The following is a 22,306-nucleotide window of genomic DNA, read 5'->3' on the forward strand; positions in this document are numbered from 1 at the left end:
CGAAGGAAATCGACATGAACGCAATTTCCAAATTGATGCGCCCGGCGAGCGTCGCCGTGATCGGCGCATCGGCGGACACCGCCAAGACTTCGGGCCGCCCGGTGGCTTACCTGAGGAAGCACGGCTTCGACGGCGACATCTACCCTGTCAATCCGCGTTATGAGTCGATCGACGGCCTGACCTGCTATCCCGACGTAGCGTCGTTGCCGCAGGCGCCCGATGTCGGTATCGTGCTGCTCGGCGCCGAGCGCGCCCACCTTGCGGTACGCGATCTTGCAAGCCGCGGGACGGCCGCTGCAATCGTGCTGGCCAGTGGCTATGCAGAAATCGGCGAGGAAGGCGCAAAGCGTCAGGCGCAATTGATCGAGGCGGCAGGCTGCATGCGCGTGCTCGGTCCGAATACGATCGGGCTCGTCAACCTCACCGACCGCATCACGCTCTCAGCAAGCGGAGCGCTCGAGACCGACGCGTTCACCGTCGGCGGGATCGGCGTGGTGTCGCAAAGCGGAGGGATTCTCGGCTCGCTGCTGTCGCGGGCGGCGGCACGCGGCATTGGTTTGTCGAAGCTGGTGTCCACGAGTAACGAGGCCGATCTCGACATGGCGGACTTTGTCGACTATCTCGTCGACGATGATTCGACTTCGGTGGTCGCGCTCTACATGGAAGGGCTTCGTCATCCGGAGCGGTTCAGGCGCGCGGCTTTACGGGCGGCGGCAGCGGGCAAGCCGGTCGTGGTGTTCAAGATCGGGCGCTCCGAATCGGGCGCACGGTCGGCGGTCTCGCACACGGGGGCGCTAGCCGGCTCGGACCGGATGTATGACGCGCTCTTCAGCCAGATCGGCGTGATTCGCGCCCAGACGTTTTCCGATCTGCTCGACATTCCTCATGCGCTCGCCACGCGTCGCAAGCTCGCCGGGCGAAGAATCGCGATTCTGACCTCGACCGGCGGCGCGGGCACGCTCGTGACCGATAGTCTTGGCATGGCCGGCTTCGAGACCCCGCCTCCCGACGAAGCGACCGCTGCGAAGCTGCGCGCGCTGCAGACCGGCGATCATGCGGTGCTCGACCGTAATCCAATCGATGTGACACTTGCGGGCCTGCAGCCGGCGTTGCTGCGCGGTGCGATCGGCACGTTGCTCGACAGTCCGACTTACGACGCGGTCGCGGTGATCGTTGGATCGTCAGGTCTCGCAATGCCTGACCTGATGGCTGGCGCGATCCGCGATTCGCTGCCCGGAAGCGACAAGCCCGTCATGGCTTTCGTGAGCCCGCACGCGCCGGAGATCACGCGGTTGCTCAACGAGCACGAAGTGCCGGCGTTCCCGTCGCCCGAAAGCGTGACGAGCGCGCTCGCTGCAATGTGGCAGCACGGCAGATTCAGGCAACCCACGGCGACCACGGGCGACCAACACGCTGAAGCCGAGGCCGAGGTCAACGTCGACGTAAGCGATCTTCCTTCCGGCTCTTTAAACGAAGCGCAGGCGAAAGCGCTCTTTGCCCGCTTCGGAGTGCCCGTGGTACGCGAGCGTGTCGTCACAGACCCGGATGAAGCCGCGAGCGCCGCTCGCGAGCTGGGCGGGAAAGTCGTGCTCAAGCTGCTGTCGAGCACCATCACGCACAAGAGCGATGTTGGCGGCGTAGCCGTTGGGCTCACCGCTGACAGCATCGGGGCGCGTCTGAACCGTATGCGTGACGATGTTGAAACCGCGACCGGTGTACCCGCGAATGCGTTTCTCGTTCAGGAAATGGTGAGCGGCGGAACGGAACTGATTCTCGGCCTTCATCGAGACCCGTTGGGTACAGCATTGCTGCTCGGCATGGGCGGAGTCACTGCGGAGTTGTTTAAGGACACGACAATGCGACTTCTCTCCGCCGACGCCCCGTTTTCGCGCGATGACGCACTGGAGATGATTCATGAACTGAAAACGTGGCCGCTGCTCAACGGGTATCGTGGGCGGCCGCGCGCCGATGTCGATGCGCTCGTGAGCGCGATCGTCGCTTTTGCCCGAATGGCGGTACGGCTTGGCGAGCGTATTGTCGAAGCTGAGATCAATCCGATTTTCGTGCTGCCAGCCGGCCAGGGCGTACGAGCGGCTGACGGCGTTGCCGTCCTCGCATCGACTGCTGTTGAATGACGGTCAGCCGGACTGAGGCCGCTGGCACTCGGTCTGGAACCAGTAGTCGACGAGGCGCTGCGCCGCCTGGAGGTCGTCCGGATAGTACGGGTCATACCACGGGGACGGGTCGTAGCCCGCTTTTCTCAGGGCACCGAGTTCGCTCTGGTGTTGCGCCATGGTCGGCGGCGCGTTTGTTCTCAGCGCTGCGAGGTCGCGGCACTCTGTCGGGGTAAGGTGCGGTCCGGTGTACGGCATGACGGGAGCCACGCAACCGGCGACCAGCATCGTCACGGCGAAAAGCGTCGACCAGTTTGTCAGCAGTCTGCTCATGGTGCGTGTCCTTCGGTGCGAGCGAACCAGGGGCGACGCCATGCCGGCGCGGCTGGCGTGTCTCCTCCGGTTGTTCGTCTTTCGAGTGATGATTCCGTTGCTGTGCGATAACGCCGCCTCACGGAGGCGACAGAAACTACGAGCAATCCCCACGCCTGGTTTCTCAAGCTCCGCTCACATTTCCCGCGCAACAAACAGGTGTTCGTGTCATGCCGACTTTCGCATGAATCCGTGTTGGCGACGCGACGACAGTTTATCGAATTCGTCGCGCCCGGCAATGTCCGAATCACCGCTAAACAAGGCTTGCAGCGATATGGCATGGACTCTGCAATACACTGCGTCCAGCCGTAGCGCGAGCCACCGTGCATCCCACCGGATGCTGTTGCGTCGCGCCCCGTTCGCGCTGGTACTGAATCGACCAGGTCGTCGACCGGAGGGCATCATGTTCATCTATCTGTTTCTCTTGCTGCAAGAGCTGCTCGACCGCGCTGAACACAGCCGTCGGGACGCGTACCTCGCTTCCGCCGTCGACATGTGCGAGCTTGAACGTCGCATGCAGTCGCTCGACATCGACGGTTGAAGTCGCTCAACGGGCGCGCTGTCCGTCAATCAGTTCGGATGGCAGAGCAAATCTTCCGGCGTCTCGAGCATAGCCAGGCGGCGGCGTCGCACCGATAGTAGAGACTCCCCGGCACGGCGTCCGTGCTCCCGACTCCTCGACTACCCGACTCCTCAGGAACGACATGAATAACGCCATCGCATCGCGAATCTGCTCATCTCCAACGACCGTCATCGCTCTGCATTGCTCGGGCTCCGGCGCGACGCAATGGCGCAAGCTCGGCGAGGCGCTTGGATCGCACCATTCGTTCGTCGCCCCGGAGCACTATGGCTGCGACAGCACCGGCCCTTGGAGCGGCGAGCGCGCGTTCACGCTTGCCGACGAGGCGGCGAGGACGGTCGGCATCATCGACGCCGCCTGTGGCAAGGTGCATCTCGTCGGCCATTCGTATGGCGGTGGCGTGGCGTTGCGCGCGGCTGTCGAGCGGCCCGAGCGCATTGCGAGCCTGACGTTGTACGAACCGTCGGCGTTTCACTTGCTGAAGGCGATGGGCACCTACGGAGTCGAAGCGCTTTCGGAAATCGTCGCGATCTCGAAGCGCACCGCCGACGGAGTCAGCTGCGGCGACTATCGCGGTGCGGCGGCTTCGTTCGTCGACTACTGGAGTGGACGCGGCGCATGGGATGCGCTGCGGCCCTCGGTGCAGGCCGCGCTCACGCGCTGGGCGCCGAAGGCGCCGCTCGACTTTCGCGCGCTTCTCGATGAACGCACGCCCGCCAGCGCTTACACGAGCCTGCGTGTGCCGGCGCTCATCATGCGCGGCGAACATGCGCCGGTTCCGACGCGGGCGATCGCCGAGCGGTTGCCCATGATGCTGCCTGCGGCACGCCTTGCAATCGTCGAGGGCGCGGGACACATGGGCCCGCTCACGCACGCCGACCAGGTCAATGCGACGATCGCGCGGCATATCGCCGAGTCGGAAGCGGCGCATTGATGAGGCAATCGTCGAACGCAGTTAGTTTGGGAAATGCGGGTTACGCGTGCGTCATTTCATTGAAGCGACAACTTCGTCGGTGGTCACCACGCCGTGCGCGAGAAACGCGTAATTGACCATTGCCGCTTTATATCCATCGCCCCAAACGGGGTGACGTGGTCCCGCAGTCGCATCGCTCACGACGTGGACCTCGAATCCCTGTTCGAGCAGGTCGCGCAGATGCGATTCCACGCACATATTGGCGAGCATGCCGCCCAGTACCACCTTGCTCACGCCACGCTTGCGCAGTTGAAGGACGAGATCGTTGGTTTGCGGTCCGAAGACCTTATGTGGGCTCACAACAACCGTCTCGCCGTCGTTGATGTAGGGCTTGAATTCGTCGAGCCAGTCAGCGCCCGATCCCTCGAAACCTTCGAGATTCAACTGACCGCTACGCGCAAACGTCCCGGTAGCGAATTCATCGGACTCCAACGGTCCGTTGAATTTCCACAGGCGATCGGTCGGGAAAAAGTAATGTGGCGATATAAAGACGGGAAATTTCGCGGTCTTTGCCGCCTTGAAGATTCGCAGCATGTTTTCGACCGTCCTGTTCTCCGTCACGCTCGCTCCCACCGCGCCCCAATTCTTACCCGACTTGCTCAGGACATCGACTTGCGGGTCGATGAATACTACGGCTGTCTCCGTACGATCAAAGGACACTTCGGACCTCCAGGAAATCGCGTGACGGCTCACCGGCCTCTCCGACCGGAGCCTCCCGACCAGATTAGGAAACGAAGACCTGGAAAGCAACGGCGCATTGATGCGGCATCCCGGTTTTGCATGCGAGCGCCGGATGACAGGGCGCTGGATGCGTCCGCAGGTCGACCCCGCGTGCATGCTTTTAACAAGGCGATGAGTAAGACTCCCACGCGCTTGTTGGAATTCGGCATGCAAATACGGTTTTCCCGACATGCCCGTGCGTTTGTTTTTGAACATGCGCGGGTCGCTCAGGTCGGCGACACGGCGGCCAACGCCCGAGACGAGCGTGGCCGCGCTGCCTCACGGTTACATCGCTTTAGTTCCTGAACGGTGATCGACGTCTCCGATCTTTGCGACTTCGTCAACCGTCGAAGGCGGTTCGGCCGACGTCTTGCTGTCGGACGCCTGAGCGCAACTGAATAGCAGAACGCGAGGGTCATTGCGGTTGTCGTCGGCTTCGCGAACGCGGTCGATCCGTTCGATCGGCTGTACAGACTTGTCGCCGCAGATGTGTTGCGCCACTTTCGTGCAGGTCGCCGCGCTTTCCAGGAGGCCGTGGCACTCCGCCCGGTATGTCCTGACGCCGTTGCTTGCGTCGACGGAATAGGCGTTAAAGGACGGACCACTCGCTGCCGTGCATCCGCTCATGAGAAGGACGCCGGTAGTGAAAAGAAGGACGCCGGTAGTGAAAAGGCTTGCAAACAAAATTCGGTTCATCAGGTGCTCCCATAGACTGTATGTGGCGGAAAACGCGGAATACGCAGAGAACGCGGGACACGCGGCTGCGTCCCCGTCCTCACGACTTACCATTGCATTGCGGCGCCGACGCCAACGGTCGTGCCGCCTGGGCTCATGCCCACGCCGGCCTTCATTTTCAGATTCTCCGCGAGGCGCGCGGTACCGCCGATCGCGACCGCCTGGTAACCGCGGAAGCCCGCCGTGCCGATACCGAGCGACAAGGTTTTGTCCTTGTCCACTTCGGGAATCATCGTCAACGCAGTCGCTGCCGCGATGCCGGAGTACGCGTTGCGCGCCGTCGAATTGATGCCGTTCTGCAGTTCGTTCACGCGGGCGTCCGTGTACGCGTTTGCCTGCGACAACGCCGCGTTCAGCTGTTGAACGTTCACCGCGTCGGTCGGCGCGGTGCCGGCCGCCACGTTGATCACCTGCCGGGTGGACTCGCTGGAACCGACCGCAACCACATTCGCACGTCCGCCGTCGTTACTGTTCGCGCCGAGCGCCGTCGAGCCGCTGCCCGTGGATGTCGCGCCGGCTCCAACGGCTGTGGAACCGCTGCCCGACGCCGTCGAGCCGTTACCCACCGCCGAACTGTTGTTGCCCGAAGCCACGGCCCCCTGCCCGCCCGCCGACGAGTTCGATCCCGAAGGCGTCGGGGGCGTGGGCGTACCGGGCGACGACGAGAAGCTGCCGCCGTTGTTGGTGGTCTGCTGGTTGATGAGCGTCGTCAACCGGTTGGTCACCGCATCGAGCTGCGAGACGTTCACGGCGTCCGTGCCGGCTTTGCCCGCAGCAAGGCCGGTAATCTGCCGGTTGCCGACGTTGACCTCGCCCGCCGACGACTGCGGACTGCTCAGTCCGTAAGCGATGTAGTTGCTCAACGCGCCGACCGTCGTCACCGATCCGGCTCCGAGCGCCACACTGTTGGCAAACGTCGCGCCCGCGCCGGCCCCAAGTGCAAGCGCGTCGATTGCACTGCTGTGCGCGCCTGAACCGATTGCAACGGATCCGGCGTTTGCGGCGCTCGCATTCGCGCCTTGAGCGATCGACTGCGCGCCGCTCGCGACAGAGCCGCTGCCCACCGCAATCGCGTCCGCCTGCGCGGAATTCGCGGCCTGGCCGATCGCGACGCCGCCGGGCGCGGTTGCGTCGACGATCGCCCCGTTGCCCATGCCCACGCCGCTGTCGCCGTTGACGACCGTGGTCGGTCCCACGGCGATCGACTCCGCGCCGACCGCGAGCGAGTCCGCCGCCGTCGAATTCGCATGGAAGTACATCTGGCCAGTCACCGCAAACGACGACAGTGCGCCTGCCAACTGGCGGATCGTGACGGCGTCGTGCTGCTGCGTACCGTCGGCGACGTTCGTCAACTGCCGATACGTGTTGCCGCTTGCGCTGCCGAAGGACACCGCGCCGAGCAACGTCTGATCGCTGGTATCGAACGGAATCGCATGCGAGCCGTTGGCGATCGAGCCGACGCCCGAGAGCACCGCCCGGTCGGACACCGAACCGGCACCGATCGCAACGGCACCCGCGACCGACGCACTCGACAGCGAACCTAGCGCAACGGCGTTATTGGCCAGTGCGGAAGCGCCGTTGCCGCCCGCGAAGCTGCTCGCGCCGCTCGCCGTCGCCGCGACGCCCGCGGCCAGCGCATTGAGGCCAGTGGCGCCGTCGTTGTTGTAATTGCCGCCCTGCGTGCCGCCGTCGTTGACGCTGTAGTAGTGCTTCGCATTCGCCGACACGACACTGGCGAGGTTATCGACTGCCTGATCGGTGGCGTAAAGCTGCGAGCCGTTCACTGCATCGGTACTGTTCGCGTCGACACGGCCCGCGGCCACGTTCGTGACGGTGCGCTCGTGACCGAGGCTGCCGACACTCACCGTGCTCGTGGGCGAAGTGCCGGCATACGCATATGCAGTGCCGTTGATGGTGTCGCCCGTGGTCGCCACGGCCACGTCGGTCGTCGAGCCGCTGCCGAGCGCCACGTCGTTTGCATTGTTCGCCGTCGCGCCCTGGCCCATCGCGGTGCTGCCCGCGCCGGCAGCGACGGTGCCCACGCCTGCCGCCAACGCGTTGACGCCCGTGGCACCGTCGTTGTTGTAATTGCCGCCTTGCGTGCCGCCGTCGTTGACGCTGAAGTAGTGAGCCTTGTCGGTTGCGACGGTCGCTGCGAGAGCGTCGATCGCCTGATTGCTCTGGTACAACTGCGAGCCGTTCACGGCGTCGGTGCTCGTCGCGCTAAGACGGCCCGCCGCCACGTTCTGGATCTGGCGCTCCGTGCCTGCCACGCCAACGCTCACCACGCTGGTCGGTGCGGTGCCGGCGAAGTTGTAGACCGTACCGTTGATGGTCGTGCTCGCGGTCGGCGTTGCGGTGCCGGTTTGGGAGCCCGAGCCGAGCGCCACGCTGTTCGCGTTACCGGCCGACGCGCCGGCGCCGAGTGCAATCGCGCCGGCCTGGTTCGCGACTGCTGTATCGCCGAATGCCAGCGCACTCGCGCCGCTCGCGTTGCTGGCGTTGCCCAGGGCGACCGCACCCTGACCGTTCGCGATGTTGCCGTTGCCTTGGGCGATCGCTCCGTTGCCGGTCGCCGTGTTATCCGCGCCAACCGCAATCGCGCCATTGCCGGTCGCGCTATTCGGGTCGCCGATGGCGACGGCGCCATTGCCGCTGACCGTCTGCGCCTGACCGAGCGCGACAGCGCCCGTCCCGCTCAGCACCTGAGAGTTGTGGCCGCCCGCTATGGAGCCGGCGCCGGCCGCTGGGGCAACCTTGTTGCTATCGCCGATCGCAACCGTCGAGGCCGCGAGGGCTTGCGACGAAGAGCCAACCGCGGTCGCATTCGCGTTGCTCGCCACGGTCTGGTTGCCCAACGCGACAGCGCTGCTTCCCGAGGCCGTCGCCGTCGTGCCCATCGCAATGGCATTGGCATTGGTACCCGTCGAAGCAGAATCGCCTATCGCAATCGACGAGGACCCGCCCGAACTCGCGCCTGAGCCGATCGCAACCGCACGAATTCCCGACGCTGCGGCGCCCGCGACTGCCGCCGGTGCGGACGACCCGCCTTCGGCGACGGAATCCGCCCCGCCCAACGCTATCGAATTGACGCCGCTGGCGCTGGAGCCGTTCATCATGCCGAGCGAGTTGAGTCCCGACGCGGCGGCTCCCGCCCCCAAGGCCACGGCATTTTGGGCAGTGGCTGCGGCCACCGTGCCTGCAGCCAGCGAAGAGGGACCCGAAGCTCTCACATCGGTGCCGATGCCAATCGCTCCCGCAGCCGTTGCGCCCGTGCCCGCGACGGTACGCGCTCCCAGATACACGGAGTTGAGGCCGCTCGCGATCGACTGAAAGCCGACGGCCACGGCATGCGTGCCCGAGCTGTCGGCGATATAGCCCATTGCAACAGCTGCGGCTCCGCTTCCCACCGACTGGAAGCCGAAGGCGGCAGCATAGTCGCCGGTAGCGGTGACGTCAGTACCGATCGCAATCGACGATTGTCCGGACGAACCGGTGCCCGCGGCGGTGCGCGAGCCCATGTAGATTGCATTGACACCGGCAGCATTGGCTCCCGAACCAACGGCTACACCATTGGTCTGCGAACCAATGGCTCCGCTGCCCAACGCCACAGCGCCGGAAGCGGCTGCGCTGGAACTCGCGCCCAGTGCAACGCCGTTGTCTCCGGTCGCCTTCGCCGACGGGCCGACGGCCGTCGACAGGTTGCCGCTGGAGACCGCGTCGACGCCGATACCAATGGCGGCCGATCCGCTAGCGGCAACATCGGTACCGATTCCAATCGCCGATTCAGCGGTCGCGCCGGTGCCCGGAGCATTGCGCGCCCCCAGATAAAGCGCATTCGTTGCATTGGCGATCGCCTGATAGCCGACAGCCGTGGCATTGATTCCTGTAGCGTTAGCGGCGTAACCCAGCGCAGTCGCACCGCCACCACTGGCCGTAGACAAAAAGCCCGCGCACGAATCGCTGCCGTTGAAGAAGTTATAAGGTGACGACGAGCAATTGACCTGTGCCTGCGCCTGCGTGCCCCATGCGCCGAGGGCCGCCAGCACGAGCGCTGGCAGGATGCGCAGACTCGCTCCGTGCAACAACGTGCTGCGACGATCGCCGTCTCGTCCATCGACTACCGGGGCGCAGGTTCGCGAATTCCCTTTGCCGCGCGTTTTGTCCCGTTCCGAGGCGGCCACAAAAGCCCCTAGTGACGCGTTCCAGACTGTCCGATATGCCTTATTCATGGTTATTTTCCTGTAAGGATTCACAATTCGAATTGGAAACGACAAGCGTGTTTGTTTACAGCCATTACATTTAGGATGACTATTTATATTGAATAGGCGAAGAACTTCAGCCGTGTGTCTTCTGAACAGGCGCGACTAGCCCTTTTCCCCTTCAGGTGTTCATGGATAACGAGTTTTCCAGGGCGAGCGAATCCGTCCTCGCCGTGCAGGAATTCAAGTTACTGGGTAATGGGTGAGCCTCGGCTAGAAAGCTGCTGAGCGGCTACGCAGCCGGCCGGCGGACCTGCCAGGCATTGGTTTTACGAAGGTCCAAATGATCGCGGCATAAGGGCAGCAAAGGCAGGCATTAGCTGCAACGGGCGGCCTGGAAAAGGGTCTCCTTCGGCCAGACGCATGCCTGATCGTTTTTCGCTTCCCATATTCATTTGTATTGCCCCTTAATAGCCTGTTGGGACTTTTTCGTGGTGCGTTGCACTACAGCCGCTGCAGTGCAAATTCCAATGTAATGAAAAGAAAGTTGCAAATTCCGCGAAACTTTCTCATACGATTTTTCATTTGTCCACAGAAAGACGTGGCTATTCCGGCGTCTTGCAAGATTTAACAATTGCGCCGAATTCCGGTTTTAAATGCATTGCAGATAGTGGATGACATTCATGTGAAGGCGACTGGCAAATTCCCAGCCAATGCTCCGAAATTCCCAGGGACTATTGGGCATTTGCCACCTAAAGCGGCCCGCCACGCCGAATACAATCGTGCCTCGCGAGGTCAAGGGCGAAAACTTAGGTGGTTCTTCCCACATACCGGATTGAGAACAAGGCCTATAAATCGTGGACGCAACTGCGGGGGGCACGTCTTCCCTTCCGCCATGACGGCATGGCCACCGGCAAAAAAGAACTCTGGTTATAACAAACAGGCTACGAGGGTTGCCGATGAATGTCTTCGATACCGCAATCCAGACTTTCCTGACCGGCGTTGCTGCAGATCTGCCCATACTGAACCACCCGATCAGAGTCCTTGCGGCTCTATACACGTTCAAAGGTTTGGCGCTCGTGGCAGTGCTATGGTGGATCTGGTTCAAACCCGGTCAACGGGCAGAATGGGAACGAGAAATGGTCGTTGCGACGATCCTGAGCGCGTTGCTCGCGCTCGCAACGTTCAGAATCGTCGCTCACTTCTTACCGTTCCGGATGCGGCCGGTTTATAACCCGGAGCTGCACCTGCAATTTCCATCGGACGATCTGGGCGCTGCCGTTTTGCCGACCTGGAGCTCGTTTCCGAGCGATCACGCCATGCTGTGGGTGTCGGTCGCCACCGGCATCTTTCTCGTCTGGCGCGCCGTCGGTGTACTTGCGCTACTGCACACGGCGATTTTCATATGCCTGCCGCGCGTCTATCTCGGCTGGCACTATCCGACAGACATACTGGCGGGCGCGGCTTTCGGAGCGGCCACCACGTGGACAATGACGCGAGACGCAGTCAGAACCCGTTTTGCAGTTCCGATCCTGCGATGGCTACGAAAATCTCCGGGCCCAGGTTATACGCTCCTATTTGCTTTATGTTTTGAGCTGGTCACTCAATTCGAAGAATTACTGATACTCGGGCGTTTGCTTCTGAAGTAGTTCGAACAGGTCGGGTTACCCAGATCGTCGCCTGGGTTAACCCTCCGAATAGCCAGAGCGAACTCCTGCACATCGTCCGGACATTATCCCCAGCTCAACTTTTCGCGCCCGAAGCCGTAAACCCATTAAGGCGCAGGAATAGACGCAACGGCTGACGAAGACACAGCTTTGCCGGAGTTCCGGACCGTACATGAGTAAGCGGACTCAAGTTAAATCTTGCAAGCGCCAGTTTGGACTTCGCCCAGGAAACAAACTCCATTTTCTGCATGACAAGCTTGATGCCGTTAGCAAATGCGCTCCAACGGATCGAAACCGGGAGCAGCGTCTGAAACACCTCGAACCAAATTACCGGGAAGCGCGAATTCCCTGCACTGTTAATGGTGCAGGCTTTGGCGAGACGCAGCCCGCTGAACAGAAACACCGTTACTTCAATAGCGCAGCCGACGCGGCCCCGAATAGCATATGAAAGTCCGTAACGCCCGTTGCTGGGCACCTCAAGGGAAACGGCGGTGGCTCGCCGTAGCTGCCGCGCTGGCCATCGCGAGCGCAGTACGCATGCTGCTTCATCCGTTGCTCGGGCCCGTCATGCCTGGCACCGCGTTCTGCATTGCGGCGGTGCTCGTTCAATACCACTTCGGCCTTGCTCCGGCGCTGACCGTGATGCTGGCGGGACTAGGCCTCGCCGATTATCTGTTCGTGCCGCCCTACGTGACCATCGCCGTCTTCGACCGGGCAGACCTGCTATTGCTGGTGTCGTATCCAGTCGTCACGCTCGTGGTGATCACGTTGCTCGAAAAACTGCGGCGCGTGCAGTTTCGCGCCGAACTGATCGCTGCAGTGGCGCAATCGCGCTACGAAATGCTGCTTCGCCATGACAACGAGCGCGCGATCGCCCGCCGCGCCATTGACGAAACGCACCGGCTCCTCAGGCATCTATCGCACCATCACAAGACGTTCATTCTGATTCAGGCACTCGAACGTGAGCCGCTGCGGCGCAACGGCGCCGGCACAGCGTCGGCGCTGGCCGTCGCATCGCACGCTTTCGCCGGATTGCCTGCCGATCTGGCGCCGGGGCCTCGCCTTTCCGAAGTCGATCCAGACGATATCCGACGGCTCTCGAATGGGCTCTCGGCCGGTTCACATCGCGTGCGATTCGCCGCCGGTTCGAACCTTGCCGGAGGCACTGCGCGCGTCGTCGACTGCATCTGCGAACAATTTACGACTCACGCAGGCGATTTCCTCGTGCTGCGCGTGGCGACCGACACATGAAATCATTAACGCAGTCCATCTTTCTAGAAGGCGGCGGACACGCGGTGCTCTTGCTGCACGGCCTGTCGAGCTCGCCGCTCGAAATGCGCTACCTCGGGCGGTTCCTGCGCGACGAGGGCTTCACGGTGTGTGCCCCAGTGCTCAACGGCTATAGCGCCGGTACGGGCGGCGAGACCATGGAACACTGGCTTGACGCCGCAACCAGCGAATTCGATGCGCTCGCCGCGCGATTCGACCGCGTGTCTATCTGTGGATTGTCGATGGGCGCGGCGCTCGCGCTCGCACTCGCCCATCGACGCCCGCAAGCGCAGGCGGTCGTGCTGCTGTCGCTTACACTCGCCTACAACGGTTGGGCCATTCCCTGGTACCGCTTTCTTCTTGGCTGGGCTTACTACACGCCCCTACGTTCGCGCTGGCAGTATCGCGAGTCGGAACCCTACGGCCTGCGCAACGAAGCGCTGCGTGCAAAGATCGCGCGCTCGATGCAGCGCTCGAATTTCAGCGAAGTCGGTCCGTCGACGATTGCACTGCCCGCATTGCACGAAGCAAGCCGCCTTGCATCGCTCGTCCGCTCGCAGATTCGTGGTATCCGCAACGACTGTCTCGTCATCCACGCGATCGACGACGAAACGTCGAGCCCGCGTACCGCCCAATCCGCGGCATTGGCGCTCGGTTCGACCTTTCTGCGCACCATCTACCTCGACGATTCGTACCACATGATCACATCGGACAACGAACGCGAGATCGTTGCGCGCGAAACGGCATCGTTTCTGCGCGAGAGCGAAGCGGCTTCGGGATCTGGAGAGCCGCGTAGCCCCGTTGTATCCAAAGCGCTCGCGCGCCGCTTGCGGCAGCTTGCTGCCATCGGCAAGGACGACGCATGAAAGCGCGGACGTTCACGCATCGAACCGTGGGCGCCGCGGCGCTCGCGCTATCGCTGGCGGGTTTCCTGAGCGCTACGACCGCGCGCGCGGCCGACGCAACAGCGGCCCCCGGTGACAGCAAATGGAAAGTGGCGGTCGGGCCGGGCGTCATCGTGACGCCCGAGTCGCCCGGCTCGCGGCATACCACAGTGTTCCCATTCCCTTCGCTCGATATCTCCTACGATGACCGGGTCTTCTCGCAGGGGCCGGACGTGCTGGGCGTCAATGCGCTGCGCAGTGCGAACTATCACGTCGGCGCGGCGCTGAGTTTCGATTTCCAGTCACGCAACGAGAAGGACGATCCGCACCTGCACGGTCTGGGCAACGTGCATGGCGGCCCGAAACTCAAACTGTTCGCCGACTACACGGTATGGATGTTCACGGGCTCCGTCGCCCTGTACCAGGACATTGCAGGGCACGGCCAGGGCAAAACCGTTCCGGTGGACCTGCTTGCGTCGGTGCCTGTGGGAAGCGGCCTTTTCTCTATTGGCCCGGGCTTTACGTGGGCCGATGCGCTCTACACGCGGACGTTCTTCGGCGTGTCCAGCCAGCAGAGCGCGGCATCAGGACTGCCGGTCTATAGAACCGGTTCTGGCGTCCGGGATATTCATCTGAACGGCTACTTCAGCTACGACTTTTCGAAGCACTGGGTAGGCTCGGTCGCGGTCACTGTCGGGCGGCTGCAGCACTATGCGGCGGCGAGCCCAATCACCGAGCGCCGCAGCGAACTGAACACGCTGGCGTCTCTCAACTACCGCTTCTAGGTAGTGCGAAAGTCGAACCTCGGTGTGCGTGCCGCAAAGCCCGTTCTGCTCGCACGCGCGCTTCAGAACGTCTCCTGCTGCGGCTCGGGGCCACGCGTCGGCGCGGACGCTTGCGCAAGTTTGACCGCGCGCCCGGTGCGCGCGGATTCGTAGATCGCGTCGATAATGCGCTGATCTTGCAAGCCCTCCTCGCCTGGCGTGTGCGGCTGGATGTCGTCCTTGACGCACACGGACATGTGATCGATCTCCCGCGCAAACTGGTTCTGCGGATCGATCTGCAACTCGGTTGTCGCGGACTTGCCCTCCACGAGCATGCCGTGGCGCAGCCGCAGGCCGTTGTAACCAAATGCGGGATCCATTTCGACCCAGCCTTTCGAGCCTTGCAGCCGGAAGAAGCGCGACTCGTGACTCGCGTAGCTCGACATGCACGTTGCCGTGAATCCGCTCGGAAAGCGCAGGATGAAGTGCACCGATTCCTCCACTTCGACGAAGCGCGGATCGTTTTCCGGCCGGTGCACCGACGCAACCACCTCCAGCGGCTCCTCGCCGGACAGAAAGCGCGCAGCGTTGAGGCAATACAGTCCGATGTCGGGCATGGCGCCGCCACCCGCCAGCGACTTCTTCAACCGCCATTGCCCCGGATCGCCGACGTTTTGCGAATTTCCGGCTACGAACTCACGCAATGGCCCCAACTGCTTTTCCTTCACCATTTTCGCGATCATACGGTCCATCGGCTCGTACTGGCTGCGGTACGCGATCATGAGTTTGCGGTTGGCGCGTTTCATCGCCCGGACCATTGCCTCGCAGTCCGCCGCGCTATTTGCCATCGGCTTTTCGCACAACACATGTTTGCCGATATTCGCGGAGCGCAACGTGAACTCTTTATGCATGCCGTTCGGCAGCACGATATACACGACCTGTACGCGCGGGTTGTCGGCGAGGCGCTCGAAATTCTGATAGTCGTAAATGTCCGCTTCCCGCACGCCGTACTGACGTGCGACGCGAAGTGCCTTGGCCCTGTCGCCGGAAACCAGCGCGACAACCTTCGAGTACTTGCACTGCGCAAGCGCAGGCAGGATCTGGTCCAGCGACAGCCGCCCGAGTCCGACGATGGCATATCCCACACGCTCATCAGGCGGCAAGTTCGCGTCTGGCGTTTCTTCCTTTTGCTCGGTGTCCGGGTCCTGAATCAGCGGCAGTTTCACCTGGTTCGTATCGGCACCGTTTGGACCTGCGGCCAACACGCTGCTGGCCGAGCCAACCGTGAGTGCGGCTGCGAGGCTCGCGCCGCCTCGCCTGAGAAAGAGGCGTCGCGCGGTTTCTGCAGGCGCAGTCGCCTCCGTTGGTACGTCGGAAGTCGGCTGGTCGGAATGCGAGGTGCGGTTGCGAGTGGGCATTGAAGCTCCGGTACGAATGATGGATCTCGTGCCTTGAGACGATATGCCGATGCCTGTCGTCGCAGCGCACTTCGGCGTGTTCGAGCATGACGAGCGCCCCGGCCGAATGAAGGCGCGCCACGTTACCTGTGCATCAGCCGCCTGTGCCGGTCACACGCCAGATAGCGTTGCCGACGTCGTCGGCGATCAGGAGGCCACCGTCCCGATCCTGAGCGACGCCCACGGGCGCGCCATACAACTGCTTCTGATCGGCGGATGTAAAACCCGTCACGACATCTTTGGGCGCACTCACCGGCTTGCCGTTCTCGAACGCCACGTACGACACGACGTAACCGCTCAACGGCGAGCGGTCCCAACTGCCGTGCTCGCCGATGAACGCGCCTCCGCGATACTGCGCCGGCAAGTTGTTGCCGGTATAGAACATCAGTCCCAGCGGCGCGACATGGGAGCCGATTGCGAAGTCCGGCGCAATCGCCTTGGCGACCAGGTCGGGGCGCTGCGGTTGAGCGCGAGGATCAACGTGCTGGCCGTAGTAGCTGTATGGCCATCCGTAAAAGGCGTTCTCTTTCACCGACGTCAGATAATCCGGCACCAGGTCTGCGCCGATCTCGTCACGCTCGTTCGCGATGGCCCACAGTTGTCCCGTCTTCGGTTCCCACTGCAGCCCCGTCGGATTGCGAATGCCCGCTGCGTAAATGCGGCTTGCACCGGTAGCCGTATCGACTTCCAGTACGTCCGCGCGCCGGTACTCGACTTCCAGGCCGTTCTCTCCGACGTTGCTGTTAGAGCCGACGCCTACGTAAAGCTTCTTGCCATCGCGACTGGCCAGCAACGATTTCGTCCAGTGGTGGTTGACCGTATTGGGAAGATCGGCAAGCTCGACACCGCGTTCACTAATGCTGGTTACGCCCGCCTTATACGGAAACTTCAGGATTGCATCGGTATCGGCAACGTAGAGCGTGTCGCCAACCAGTTGCATGCCGAATGGCGAGTGCAGATTGTCGATAAACACGTGGCGCTCCCATTCGCCACTGCCATTCGCAGACTTTCTCAGCAGCGTGATGCGATTCGCGCCTTTCGCCTTTTTCCCTGACTTGCTTTCGATAAGTCCCGCGATGACCTGCTTCGGCGTGGTAACAGCCTCTTCGTTCGGGCTATTGGATTCCGCCACGAGAATGTCGCCATTGGGCAGCGTATAGACCTGACGAGGGTGTTCGAGCCCCGAGGCGATCTTCTCGATCTTCAGGCCGTCAGCGACCTTGGGCGTGGCGCCGTTCTGCCAACCCACGTATTTTGGAACCTGCATTGGCGGCGCGAAGAAGTTGCGCGCCTCCGGCATCGGCGGATTGGCGCCAGCCTGATGCGACGCATCGTACTGCGCGTGTTCGTTGCACCCACTCATCAGCGCCGACATGGCGACGACGAGCGCGCTGGTCGTGGCGAGCTTATTCATGAGTCGCCTCCACGCGATGAAGTCTGTCTATTGCCATTGCAACGTGAGCGATGCTCAGCAGCACGACAGTGATAACGGACAGAATCACGTTTTCCGGAACCATCGCATAGGCGTCGCGGCTATGCACGAATGCATTGATGACTGCTGCGACGATTGCAAGCAGATTGAGCCAGAAGTCCAGCCGTTCGATGCGCGATACCCGGCGGCGTCGCTGCACCCATACGTGCCCCAGATTGAGAAGGCGCGGCACGATCGCGATAATGAGGCCCACTGTCACGAGCCAGGCGGCGCCCTTGCCCCAGAATACATTACGCGTCGCCATGTAGATGACGTCGAAGATCAAGGTGCCGACGAACAGTCCGTAGGGTATGGGGTTGAACAGTTCGAAGATGGCGGGAGCGATCGTCGATGGACGTCTGGTGACGGTGTGCGTGGTAGACATGGCTTTCCATTTCTGTATCAGAACCGGTCTGGATGCCGTTGCATTAGCCATGCCCGGACCCTTCGTTTAGCTGTCGGTCTGATTGCCCGCGACGTCGGCAAGCGTCATGTGGAAAGCACGGATACGCATTCACTGATGCGCATTGAATTGCCAGGCCATGTCATTGAGGCCCGCGGCGGCTCTTGGCTGAGCGCGCCGCGAGTACTATCGATACGTCACTTCACGGGCACGAGCACTGGCGCGTTCTGGTCCTTCAACAGCAGCACGAGAAACTTGGCTGGTTGTGTGGCACTGGCGTTGCGGCCGACCGTATGCACGTCGTTCCGACCTTCATAGAAAGTCTGACCGGGCGTCAGCGTGACTTCCTTGCCGCCCTTCACACCCATCACGATGGTGCCTTCGAGCACGTAGATAAAACCGTGCGCGCGATGCACATGCACCGGATCGGCGGCGCCCGGCGGATACACAACGGTGATCATCAGCGCTTCCTTGCCCGGATAATCCGCTAGCGGCTTCTCCATCAAGGGCGTGACGACGGCGTCGGGCGCGGCGTGAGCCGCTTGGGCGAGACACGCCGCGGCGATCATCGCAAGCTTTCTGAATTCAGGCATGATGTCCTCCGTGTTGCTGAAGATGCGCGACTGGACTCGTCGCTCAGGACAGGTTCGCCTTGCCGAGTCCGAATGCCGCGTCTGCTGATCCTGGCACAGTCCTGAACGCCACGTTAACGCGGTTCCAGCCATTGATCGCCATCACGTGAAATGTCAGGTTCGACAGTTCCTGATCCGTGAACTGAGTGCTAACGCGTTCGAAGATGTCATCGGGTACGCCGCCTTCCGGCAGCTTCGTCAGGATCTCCGTCCATGCGAGCGCCGCGCGTTCACGCGGAGAAAACAGCGTCGACTCGCGCCAGATGGCGACATGATGCAAACGCAGTTCGCGCTCGCCGTGAATCTTCGCCTCCTTCACGTGCATGTCGACGCAAAAGCCGCAGCCGTTCATTTGCGATGCGCGCAGCGACACCAGTTCGCAGATCGACGTTTCAATGCCAGTCTCTTTCACCGCAAGGCCGAACGTGACGAACTTCTTGAACAGTTCCGGCGATTGCTGCATATAGTTGATGCGTTGAGTCATGGTTGCTCCAGCGAGGATAAAACCGGTGCACACGAGCCACGCACCGGCGCCGGCGAGATGCCGTACAGAACCATCGTAGTCCTGGCGGCAGACGGTCGGAAGCCATGCGAAGCGCCTCACTGTGTTGTCCGTGAGACACCAATTTAAAGTGCGATGACCTCGCGCGCCGCATGTTCGACCGGCTCCCCGAGCATCCAGCGCAGATCGCGCTCAATCGCGGCGCACAGCGTGGAGATGGGGACGTCGTTCGCGCTTCCTTCGAAAGGGTTTTCCGTGCTTTCGCCCACCTGTGCGAGCGACGTGTACATCCACGAAACCATGACGCTGCATGGCACGACGAGCCAGATCATGTTGCCGTGCATGAGTCCGCTTGCGCCGCTATTGAGTTTGTCGAATTCCTGCAGCAGGCCGAAGGGAAACAGAAAACAGAAAAACCGCACGAACAACGCGCTGATGGTCGCGTACTGGCGAGGGTAAGGGAAGTTTTTCAAACGCTCGGCTTTCGCCTGAAGCGCGATGAAGTCGCCAGTCGCCCGCTGAAGTTCGAGATAGAACGACAGGTTCAGATGCCCGGCGAGGTGCAGTGACTTAAGGCAATCGCTTTGCATGCTCAATATCGCCGTTGTCGCCGACGGTGAGGCGAGCGCGCGCGTACTCTCGGTGCTGGAAAGATAGTTCGTCAGAACGTCTTCTATCGCTGTTTCCCATTCGGGAACATGATAGTGACGCCGATACTCGAGATTGAAGCGCCGGGTCATGCTTTCCCAGATTCGAGGGCTACGCAGTTCGTATCGCAATGCGGTTAGCCACGCGAGATGCCGAGAGATCAGTTCGCGGCTCAAATTCCGTTCAGACGGAAACGCGCACGACAGTTGTCCCCACTTGCGGCTCGCGCCGACAATCTCGGTCCAGACGTCCTGTGCTTCCATTGCACGGTTATACGTCTGCACGTTTTTGAAGCCCACGATGAACGACGTCGCCGTGCCGAGCAGTACGACGATGGTGAACGGCACCGAGAGCCACGTCATCGACGCGTACTTGTAGAGAATGACGGGCACCGAGCCACAAATAACGAGTGCGTAGATCTGCCTTCGTGTCCAGATGAGGAACTCGGTGAGGCGATACGATTTACCAAGGTGCATGTCGTGTGTGAGACGTTCGATTAAATATGGTCGGGTCGAATGACCGCATTCTCACAAGACGTTTGATCTTGCGCCGTGTGACACTGACACAAGAATTCCTGATTCGATGACTGAAGGCGCATGCCGAAAGACCGCCTGACGACCTTCTATTGACAGACGCAATCACTCTACCGAACGGTGATATCGCGCGACAAAGCGCGCCTGCCCGATAATCTTTCCATGCATCTGGTATGCGACGAGCGCCGGGCTCGACGCGGCTTTTACATCGATGCCCGGCACAGAAAGCGCGGAAACCGTGACGACATATCGATGCGACTCGCCTTGAGGCGGACACGGTCCACCGTATTTCGAGTCGCCGAAGTCGGTCAGTGTTTCAACAGCACCCGCCGGCAGCAGGTTTGCATTTCCGGACGCGCCCTTTTCGATCGACGTCTGCGACGGCGCAATGTTGGCAACTTCCCAATGTGTCCAGCCGAGACCGCCGGTCGGCGCATCAGGGTCGTGAATGGTGACGACGATGCTTTTCGTCCCCGCCGGAACATGCGACCACGAGATGTGTGGAGAGACGTTCTCACCTCGGCAGCCGAATCCGCCGTACACCTGTTCGTTTGCGAATTGCCCTCGATTCAAACCATCGACCTTCACAGAAAACGGCTCGGCAAACGCAGGGGCCGGCACGATCGCCAGCAAGGTTGTGGAACAGACGGTGGTTCGCAAAGCGGCACGCAATTTCATGTTCGACTCCGTTTGTAAAGAAGACAAGTGAAGGGTTTGGTCGGCGCGTCCAGTCAGCCGAATGGACATGCTCCGCTGGACTACTAACGAATCGAAACCGCGATTCGTCGTTATGGAGCCGTGCGTCTCGGGCCGCTCAGTCCAACGTTTAACTCGTTGCACGGAGTGCCTTTGTCGAAACGAATTGTAGGTTCGAGCTTTAGTTGTCAGTAGAGCCCTCGCGGCGATCACCGTGTTGTGCTTCAGACAACAATGTTCAGACTAAGGAATGTCTGCGGGATGCCATGGCGACGGACTTCAGGCCGCGCGGCAGACATATGAGCACGATCCACCTGCCAGAGCGGCAAAAACACGGTATCCGTAAACGGATATGACAGATTGTTGACGAAGGCGGAATTGCGGCATGTGTGCAGGCTAACCTCGCATCTCTCCCGCTCGGCTGGAGCCAATGAAGACAAGCCACCGACCGCCTTCCGCGAACCATACAACCAAATTAGCCGATATCTCTACGATTTGCGCCACTAGCTTTCGAGAGGCCTTCTCCGGGCTATGCTGAACCACCCCGCTGCTTTGGCTACTGCACGAGCGGGCGGGCGTTTGAGTATGACAATTAGATGCCAGGACACCTAATCCATTGCTGACAGCCAGAAACCTGGCGAAGCAATGGACATATCGCGCGCGGCCGACCCCAACGAAACGGTCGGTTCGCGCGTGCGACAGGTCGCGTCCACTGACCGACCTGTCGCGATGGTTCATAACTGAGTGCCCTCTATTCGGAGACAGACCATGTGGCAGCCGTCCAGTGCGATCCTTCAGCTGGTGAAGGACAACGCAAAACAGTTGCTTCCAGATGCGCTGTTCCTCAGCCTTCTGCATCGGAAGCACATCGGGCGCTTTCCGAGATTGCTTCGTCCCACGACATTCAACGAGAAAATCCTGCAGCGCAGCCTGCGGCCAGACCCGCGATATGCCGCGTTGACCGACAAGTTGACCGTGAGAGACTATGTCAAGGCGAAAGTTGGCGAACAACATCTGGTCCCGCTGATTTCGTCGCCCGACGTTTTCACGCAGTCGGTCTTCGATGCGCTACCCAACGCCTTTGTGATGAAGGCGAATCATGGCAGTAGCTTTGTGGAGATCGTGCAGGACAAGTCGAAAGTCACTTTCGACGCGTTGCGGACTATGGCCAATCGCTGGATGTCTACGGACTTCTACCTGATTGCACGGGAGCGTCACTACCGGCAGATTCGGCCACGGATTTTCTTCGAAGAACTTCTTCTCGACGAGCATCGCCAGATTCCCGCTGACTACAAGGTTCATTGCTTCGGCGGAAAGTCGGGACGACCGATGATGTATATAGTCGTCATCTCGGACCGGTTCGGCAATAACACGCGTGGCGATGTATTCGACGTTCACTGGAATCATCTCGACGTGGGCATTGGCCCGTATGCCCGCAGCACCACACCGCCACCGCCACCCGAGAATCTGAATTCGATATTGGACATGGCCGCTGTACTGGCCGAAGACTTCAACTATGTTCGCGTCGACTTATATGCGCCGGGCAATGCAGTGTACTTCGGCGAACTCACGTTCACGCCAGGCGCGGGGGTGGTCCCGATGAGGCCCGATCGCGTCGATTTCGAGTGGGGCCGGCTTCTAACGTAACGCTTCCTTACTCCGAAGAAGCGGTCGCACGATCGAT

At 61.4% G+C, this 22,306-nt stretch carries 20 protein-coding genes; 8 read left to right on the top strand and 12 right to left on the bottom strand.

What is annotated here, in order from left to right; genetic code table 11:
• Nucleotides 1–14 precede the first annotated feature (14 nt).
• Nucleotides 15–2,135 carry an acetate--CoA ligase family protein gene (locus tag H281_RS0114160; RefSeq protein WP_027804589.1) on the top strand — a complete coding sequence of 707 codons (2,121 nt, stop codon included), beginning with the start codon at nt 15–17 and terminating at the stop codon, nt 2,133–2,135.
• Between the two features lie 3 nt (nt 2,136–2,138).
• Here the strand turns inward: H281_RS0114160 and H281_RS0114165 are convergent, their stop codons facing one another.
• Nucleotides 2,139–2,447: a DUF4148 domain-containing protein gene (locus tag H281_RS0114165; protein ID WP_020067774.1), complete on the bottom strand. Its 309-nt coding sequence runs from the start codon at nt 2,445–2,447 to the stop codon at nt 2,139–2,141.
• 442 nt (nt 2,448–2,889) lie between these two features.
• Between H281_RS0114165 and H281_RS36005 the strand changes: the two genes are divergently transcribed.
• Together H281_RS36005 and H281_RS0114175 are read left to right on the top strand one after the other, a co-directional pair.
• Nucleotides 2,890–3,027, top strand: a complete 138-nt coding sequence (locus H281_RS36005; protein WP_020067775.1) for a DUF3563 family protein — start codon at nt 2,890–2,892, stop codon at nt 3,025–3,027.
• Between the two features lie 163 nt (nt 3,028–3,190).
• Entirely contained in the window at nt 3,191–4,000 is an 810-nt protein-coding gene (locus tag H281_RS0114175; protein WP_020067776.1) for an alpha/beta fold hydrolase, read from the top strand.
• 51 nt (nt 4,001–4,051) lie between these two features.
• Here the strand turns inward: H281_RS0114175 and H281_RS0114180 are convergent, their stop codons facing one another.
• The 3 genes from H281_RS0114180 to H281_RS0114190 form a co-directional block, all read right to left on the bottom strand.
• Entirely contained in the window at nt 4,052–4,699 is a 648-nt protein-coding gene (locus H281_RS0114180; protein ID WP_027804626.1) for a cysteine hydrolase, read from the bottom strand.
• A 345-nt stretch (nt 4,700–5,044) separates the two neighbouring features.
• Complete coding sequence (locus H281_RS35425; protein ID WP_020067778.1) at nt 5,045–5,455, bottom strand: hypothetical protein; 411 nt, start codon at nt 5,453–5,455, stop codon at nt 5,045–5,047.
• A gap of 86 nt (nt 5,456–5,541) precedes the next feature.
• Nucleotides 5,542–9,726, bottom strand: coding sequence for a YadA-like family protein (locus H281_RS0114190; RefSeq protein ID WP_027804590.1), 4,185 nt, complete (start codon nt 9,724–9,726; stop codon nt 5,542–5,544).
• Nucleotides 9,727–10,655: 929 nt separating this feature from the next.
• Between H281_RS0114190 and H281_RS0114195 the strand changes: the two genes are divergently transcribed.
• The gene (locus tag H281_RS0114195; protein ID WP_020067780.1) at nt 10,656–11,345 is read left to right on the top strand and encodes a phosphatase PAP2 family protein; all 690 of its coding nucleotides are present in this window, start codon (nt 10,656–10,658) and stop codon (nt 11,343–11,345) included.
• A 94-nt stretch (nt 11,346–11,439) separates the two neighbouring features.
• Here the strand turns inward: H281_RS0114195 and H281_RS34655 are convergent, their stop codons facing one another.
• A complete protein-coding gene (locus H281_RS34655) occupies nt 11,440–11,766 on the bottom strand; it encodes a hypothetical protein (RefSeq protein WP_033379553.1) in 327 nt (108 codons plus the stop codon).
• A 41-nt stretch (nt 11,767–11,807) separates the two neighbouring features.
• Between H281_RS34655 and H281_RS0114200 the strand changes: the two genes are divergently transcribed.
• From H281_RS0114200 to H281_RS0114210, 3 genes are read left to right on the top strand one after another with little or no spacing between them, the layout of a single operon-like run.
• The gene (locus H281_RS0114200; protein WP_027804591.1) at nt 11,808–12,614 is read left to right on the top strand and encodes a DUF4118 domain-containing protein; all 807 of its coding nucleotides are present in this window, start codon (nt 11,808–11,810) and stop codon (nt 12,612–12,614) included.
• Entirely contained in the window at nt 12,611–13,498 is an 888-nt protein-coding gene (locus H281_RS0114205) for an alpha/beta hydrolase (RefSeq protein ID WP_020067782.1), read from the top strand. Before H281_RS0114200 ends, H281_RS0114205 begins: the two co-directional genes overlap by 4 nt.
• Entirely contained in the window at nt 13,495–14,301 is an 807-nt protein-coding gene (locus H281_RS0114210) for a MipA/OmpV family protein (RefSeq protein ID WP_020067783.1), read from the top strand. The genes H281_RS0114205 and H281_RS0114210 overlap by 4 nt, the downstream gene beginning before the upstream one ends.
• Nucleotides 14,302–14,363: 62 nt before the next feature.
• Here H281_RS0114210 and H281_RS0114215 read toward each other — a convergent pair whose 3' ends face one another.
• From H281_RS0114215 to H281_RS0114245, 7 genes are all read right to left on the bottom strand, one after another.
• Nucleotides 14,364–15,698, bottom strand: a complete 1,335-nt coding sequence (locus H281_RS0114215) for a Gfo/Idh/MocA family protein (protein WP_020067784.1) — start codon at nt 15,696–15,698, stop codon at nt 14,364–14,366.
• A gap of 133 nt (nt 15,699–15,831) precedes the next feature.
• Nucleotides 15,832–17,151 carry a PQQ-dependent sugar dehydrogenase gene (locus tag H281_RS0114220; RefSeq protein WP_020067785.1) on the bottom strand — a complete coding sequence of 440 codons (1,320 nt, stop codon included), beginning with the start codon at nt 17,149–17,151 and terminating at the stop codon, nt 15,832–15,834.
• Nucleotides 17,144–17,593 carry a DUF2231 domain-containing protein gene (locus H281_RS0114225; RefSeq protein ID WP_020067786.1) on the bottom strand — a complete coding sequence of 150 codons (450 nt, stop codon included), beginning with the start codon at nt 17,591–17,593 and terminating at the stop codon, nt 17,144–17,146. Before H281_RS0114225 ends, H281_RS0114220 begins: the two co-directional genes overlap by 8 nt.
• Before the next feature lie 215 nt (nt 17,594–17,808).
• The gene (locus tag H281_RS0114230) at nt 17,809–18,204 is read right to left on the bottom strand and encodes a cupin domain-containing protein (protein WP_020067787.1); all 396 of its coding nucleotides are present in this window, start codon (nt 18,202–18,204) and stop codon (nt 17,809–17,811) included.
• A gap of 43 nt (nt 18,205–18,247) precedes the next feature.
• Complete coding sequence (locus H281_RS0114235; RefSeq protein WP_020067788.1) at nt 18,248–18,727, bottom strand: carboxymuconolactone decarboxylase family protein; 480 nt, start codon at nt 18,725–18,727, stop codon at nt 18,248–18,250.
• A 143-nt stretch (nt 18,728–18,870) separates the two neighbouring features.
• A complete protein-coding gene (locus tag H281_RS0114240) occupies nt 18,871–19,869 on the bottom strand; it encodes a bestrophin family protein (protein ID WP_020067789.1) in 999 nt (332 codons plus the stop codon).
• A 162-nt stretch (nt 19,870–20,031) separates the two neighbouring features.
• On the bottom strand, nt 20,032–20,604 hold the full coding sequence (locus tag H281_RS0114245; RefSeq protein ID WP_020067790.1) for a YbhB/YbcL family Raf kinase inhibitor-like protein: 573 nt from the start codon (nt 20,602–20,604) through the stop codon (nt 20,032–20,034).
• 786 nt (nt 20,605–21,390) lie between these two features.
• Between H281_RS0114245 and H281_RS0114255 the strand changes: the two genes are divergently transcribed.
• A complete protein-coding gene (locus H281_RS0114255; protein ID WP_020067792.1) occupies nt 21,391–22,269 on the top strand; it encodes an ATP-grasp fold amidoligase family protein in 879 nt (292 codons plus the stop codon).
• Nucleotides 22,270–22,306 lie beyond the last annotated feature (37 nt).

It is taken from the genome of Paraburkholderia caledonica (assembly GCF_000383275.1).
Taxonomy (GTDB): Bacteria; Pseudomonadota; Gammaproteobacteria; order Burkholderiales; family Burkholderiaceae; genus Paraburkholderia; species Paraburkholderia caledonica.

Bases quoted from the DNA above. Each gene is read 5' to 3' on its own strand.
- H281_RS0114195 (WP_020067780.1), top strand. From the start codon at position 10,656: ATGAATGTCTTCGATACCGCAATCCAGACTTTCCTGACCGGCGTTGCT.
- H281_RS0114200 (WP_027804591.1), top strand. From the start codon at position 11,808: ATGAAAGTCCGTAACGCCCGTTGCTGGGCACCTCAAGGGAAACGGCGG.
- H281_RS0114240 (WP_020067789.1), bottom strand. From the start codon at position 19,869: ATGCACCTTGGTAAATCGTATCGCCTCACCGAGTTCCTCATCTGGACA.
- H281_RS0114210 (WP_020067783.1), top strand. From the start codon at position 13,495: ATGAAAGCGCGGACGTTCACGCATCGAACCGTGGGCGCCGCGGCGCTC.
- H281_RS0114245 (WP_020067790.1), bottom strand. From the start codon at position 20,604: ATGAAATTGCGTGCCGCTTTGCGAACCACCGTCTGTTCCACAACCTTG.
- H281_RS0114165 (WP_020067774.1), bottom strand. From the start codon at position 2,447: ATGAGCAGACTGCTGACAAACTGGTCGACGCTTTTCGCCGTGACGATG.
- H281_RS0114190 (WP_027804590.1), bottom strand. From the start codon at position 9,726: ATGAATAAGGCATATCGGACAGTCTGGAACGCGTCACTAGGGGCTTTT.
- H281_RS36005 (WP_020067775.1), top strand. From the start codon at position 2,890: ATGTTCATCTATCTGTTTCTCTTGCTGCAAGAGCTGCTCGACCGCGCT.
- H281_RS35425 (WP_020067778.1), bottom strand. From the start codon at position 5,455: ATGAACCGAATTTTGTTTGCAAGCCTTTTCACTACCGGCGTCCTTCTT.
- H281_RS0114215 (WP_020067784.1), bottom strand. From the start codon at position 15,698: ATGCCCACTCGCAACCGCACCTCGCATTCCGACCAGCCGACTTCCGAC.
- H281_RS0114230 (WP_020067787.1), bottom strand. From the start codon at position 18,204: ATGCCTGAATTCAGAAAGCTTGCGATGATCGCCGCGGCGTGTCTCGCC.
- H281_RS0114225 (WP_020067786.1), bottom strand. From the start codon at position 17,593: ATGTCTACCACGCACACCGTCACCAGACGTCCATCGACGATCGCTCCC.
- H281_RS0114235 (WP_020067788.1), bottom strand. From the start codon at position 18,727: ATGACTCAACGCATCAACTATATGCAGCAATCGCCGGAACTGTTCAAG.
- H281_RS0114205 (WP_020067782.1), top strand. From the start codon at position 12,611: ATGAAATCATTAACGCAGTCCATCTTTCTAGAAGGCGGCGGACACGCG.
- H281_RS0114255 (WP_020067792.1), top strand. From the start codon at position 21,391: ATGTGGCAGCCGTCCAGTGCGATCCTTCAGCTGGTGAAGGACAACGCA.
- H281_RS0114175 (WP_020067776.1), top strand. From the start codon at position 3,191: ATGAATAACGCCATCGCATCGCGAATCTGCTCATCTCCAACGACCGTC.
- H281_RS0114220 (WP_020067785.1), bottom strand. From the start codon at position 17,151: ATGAATAAGCTCGCCACGACCAGCGCGCTCGTCGTCGCCATGTCGGCG.
- H281_RS0114160 (WP_027804589.1), top strand. From the start codon at position 15: ATGAACGCAATTTCCAAATTGATGCGCCCGGCGAGCGTCGCCGTGATC.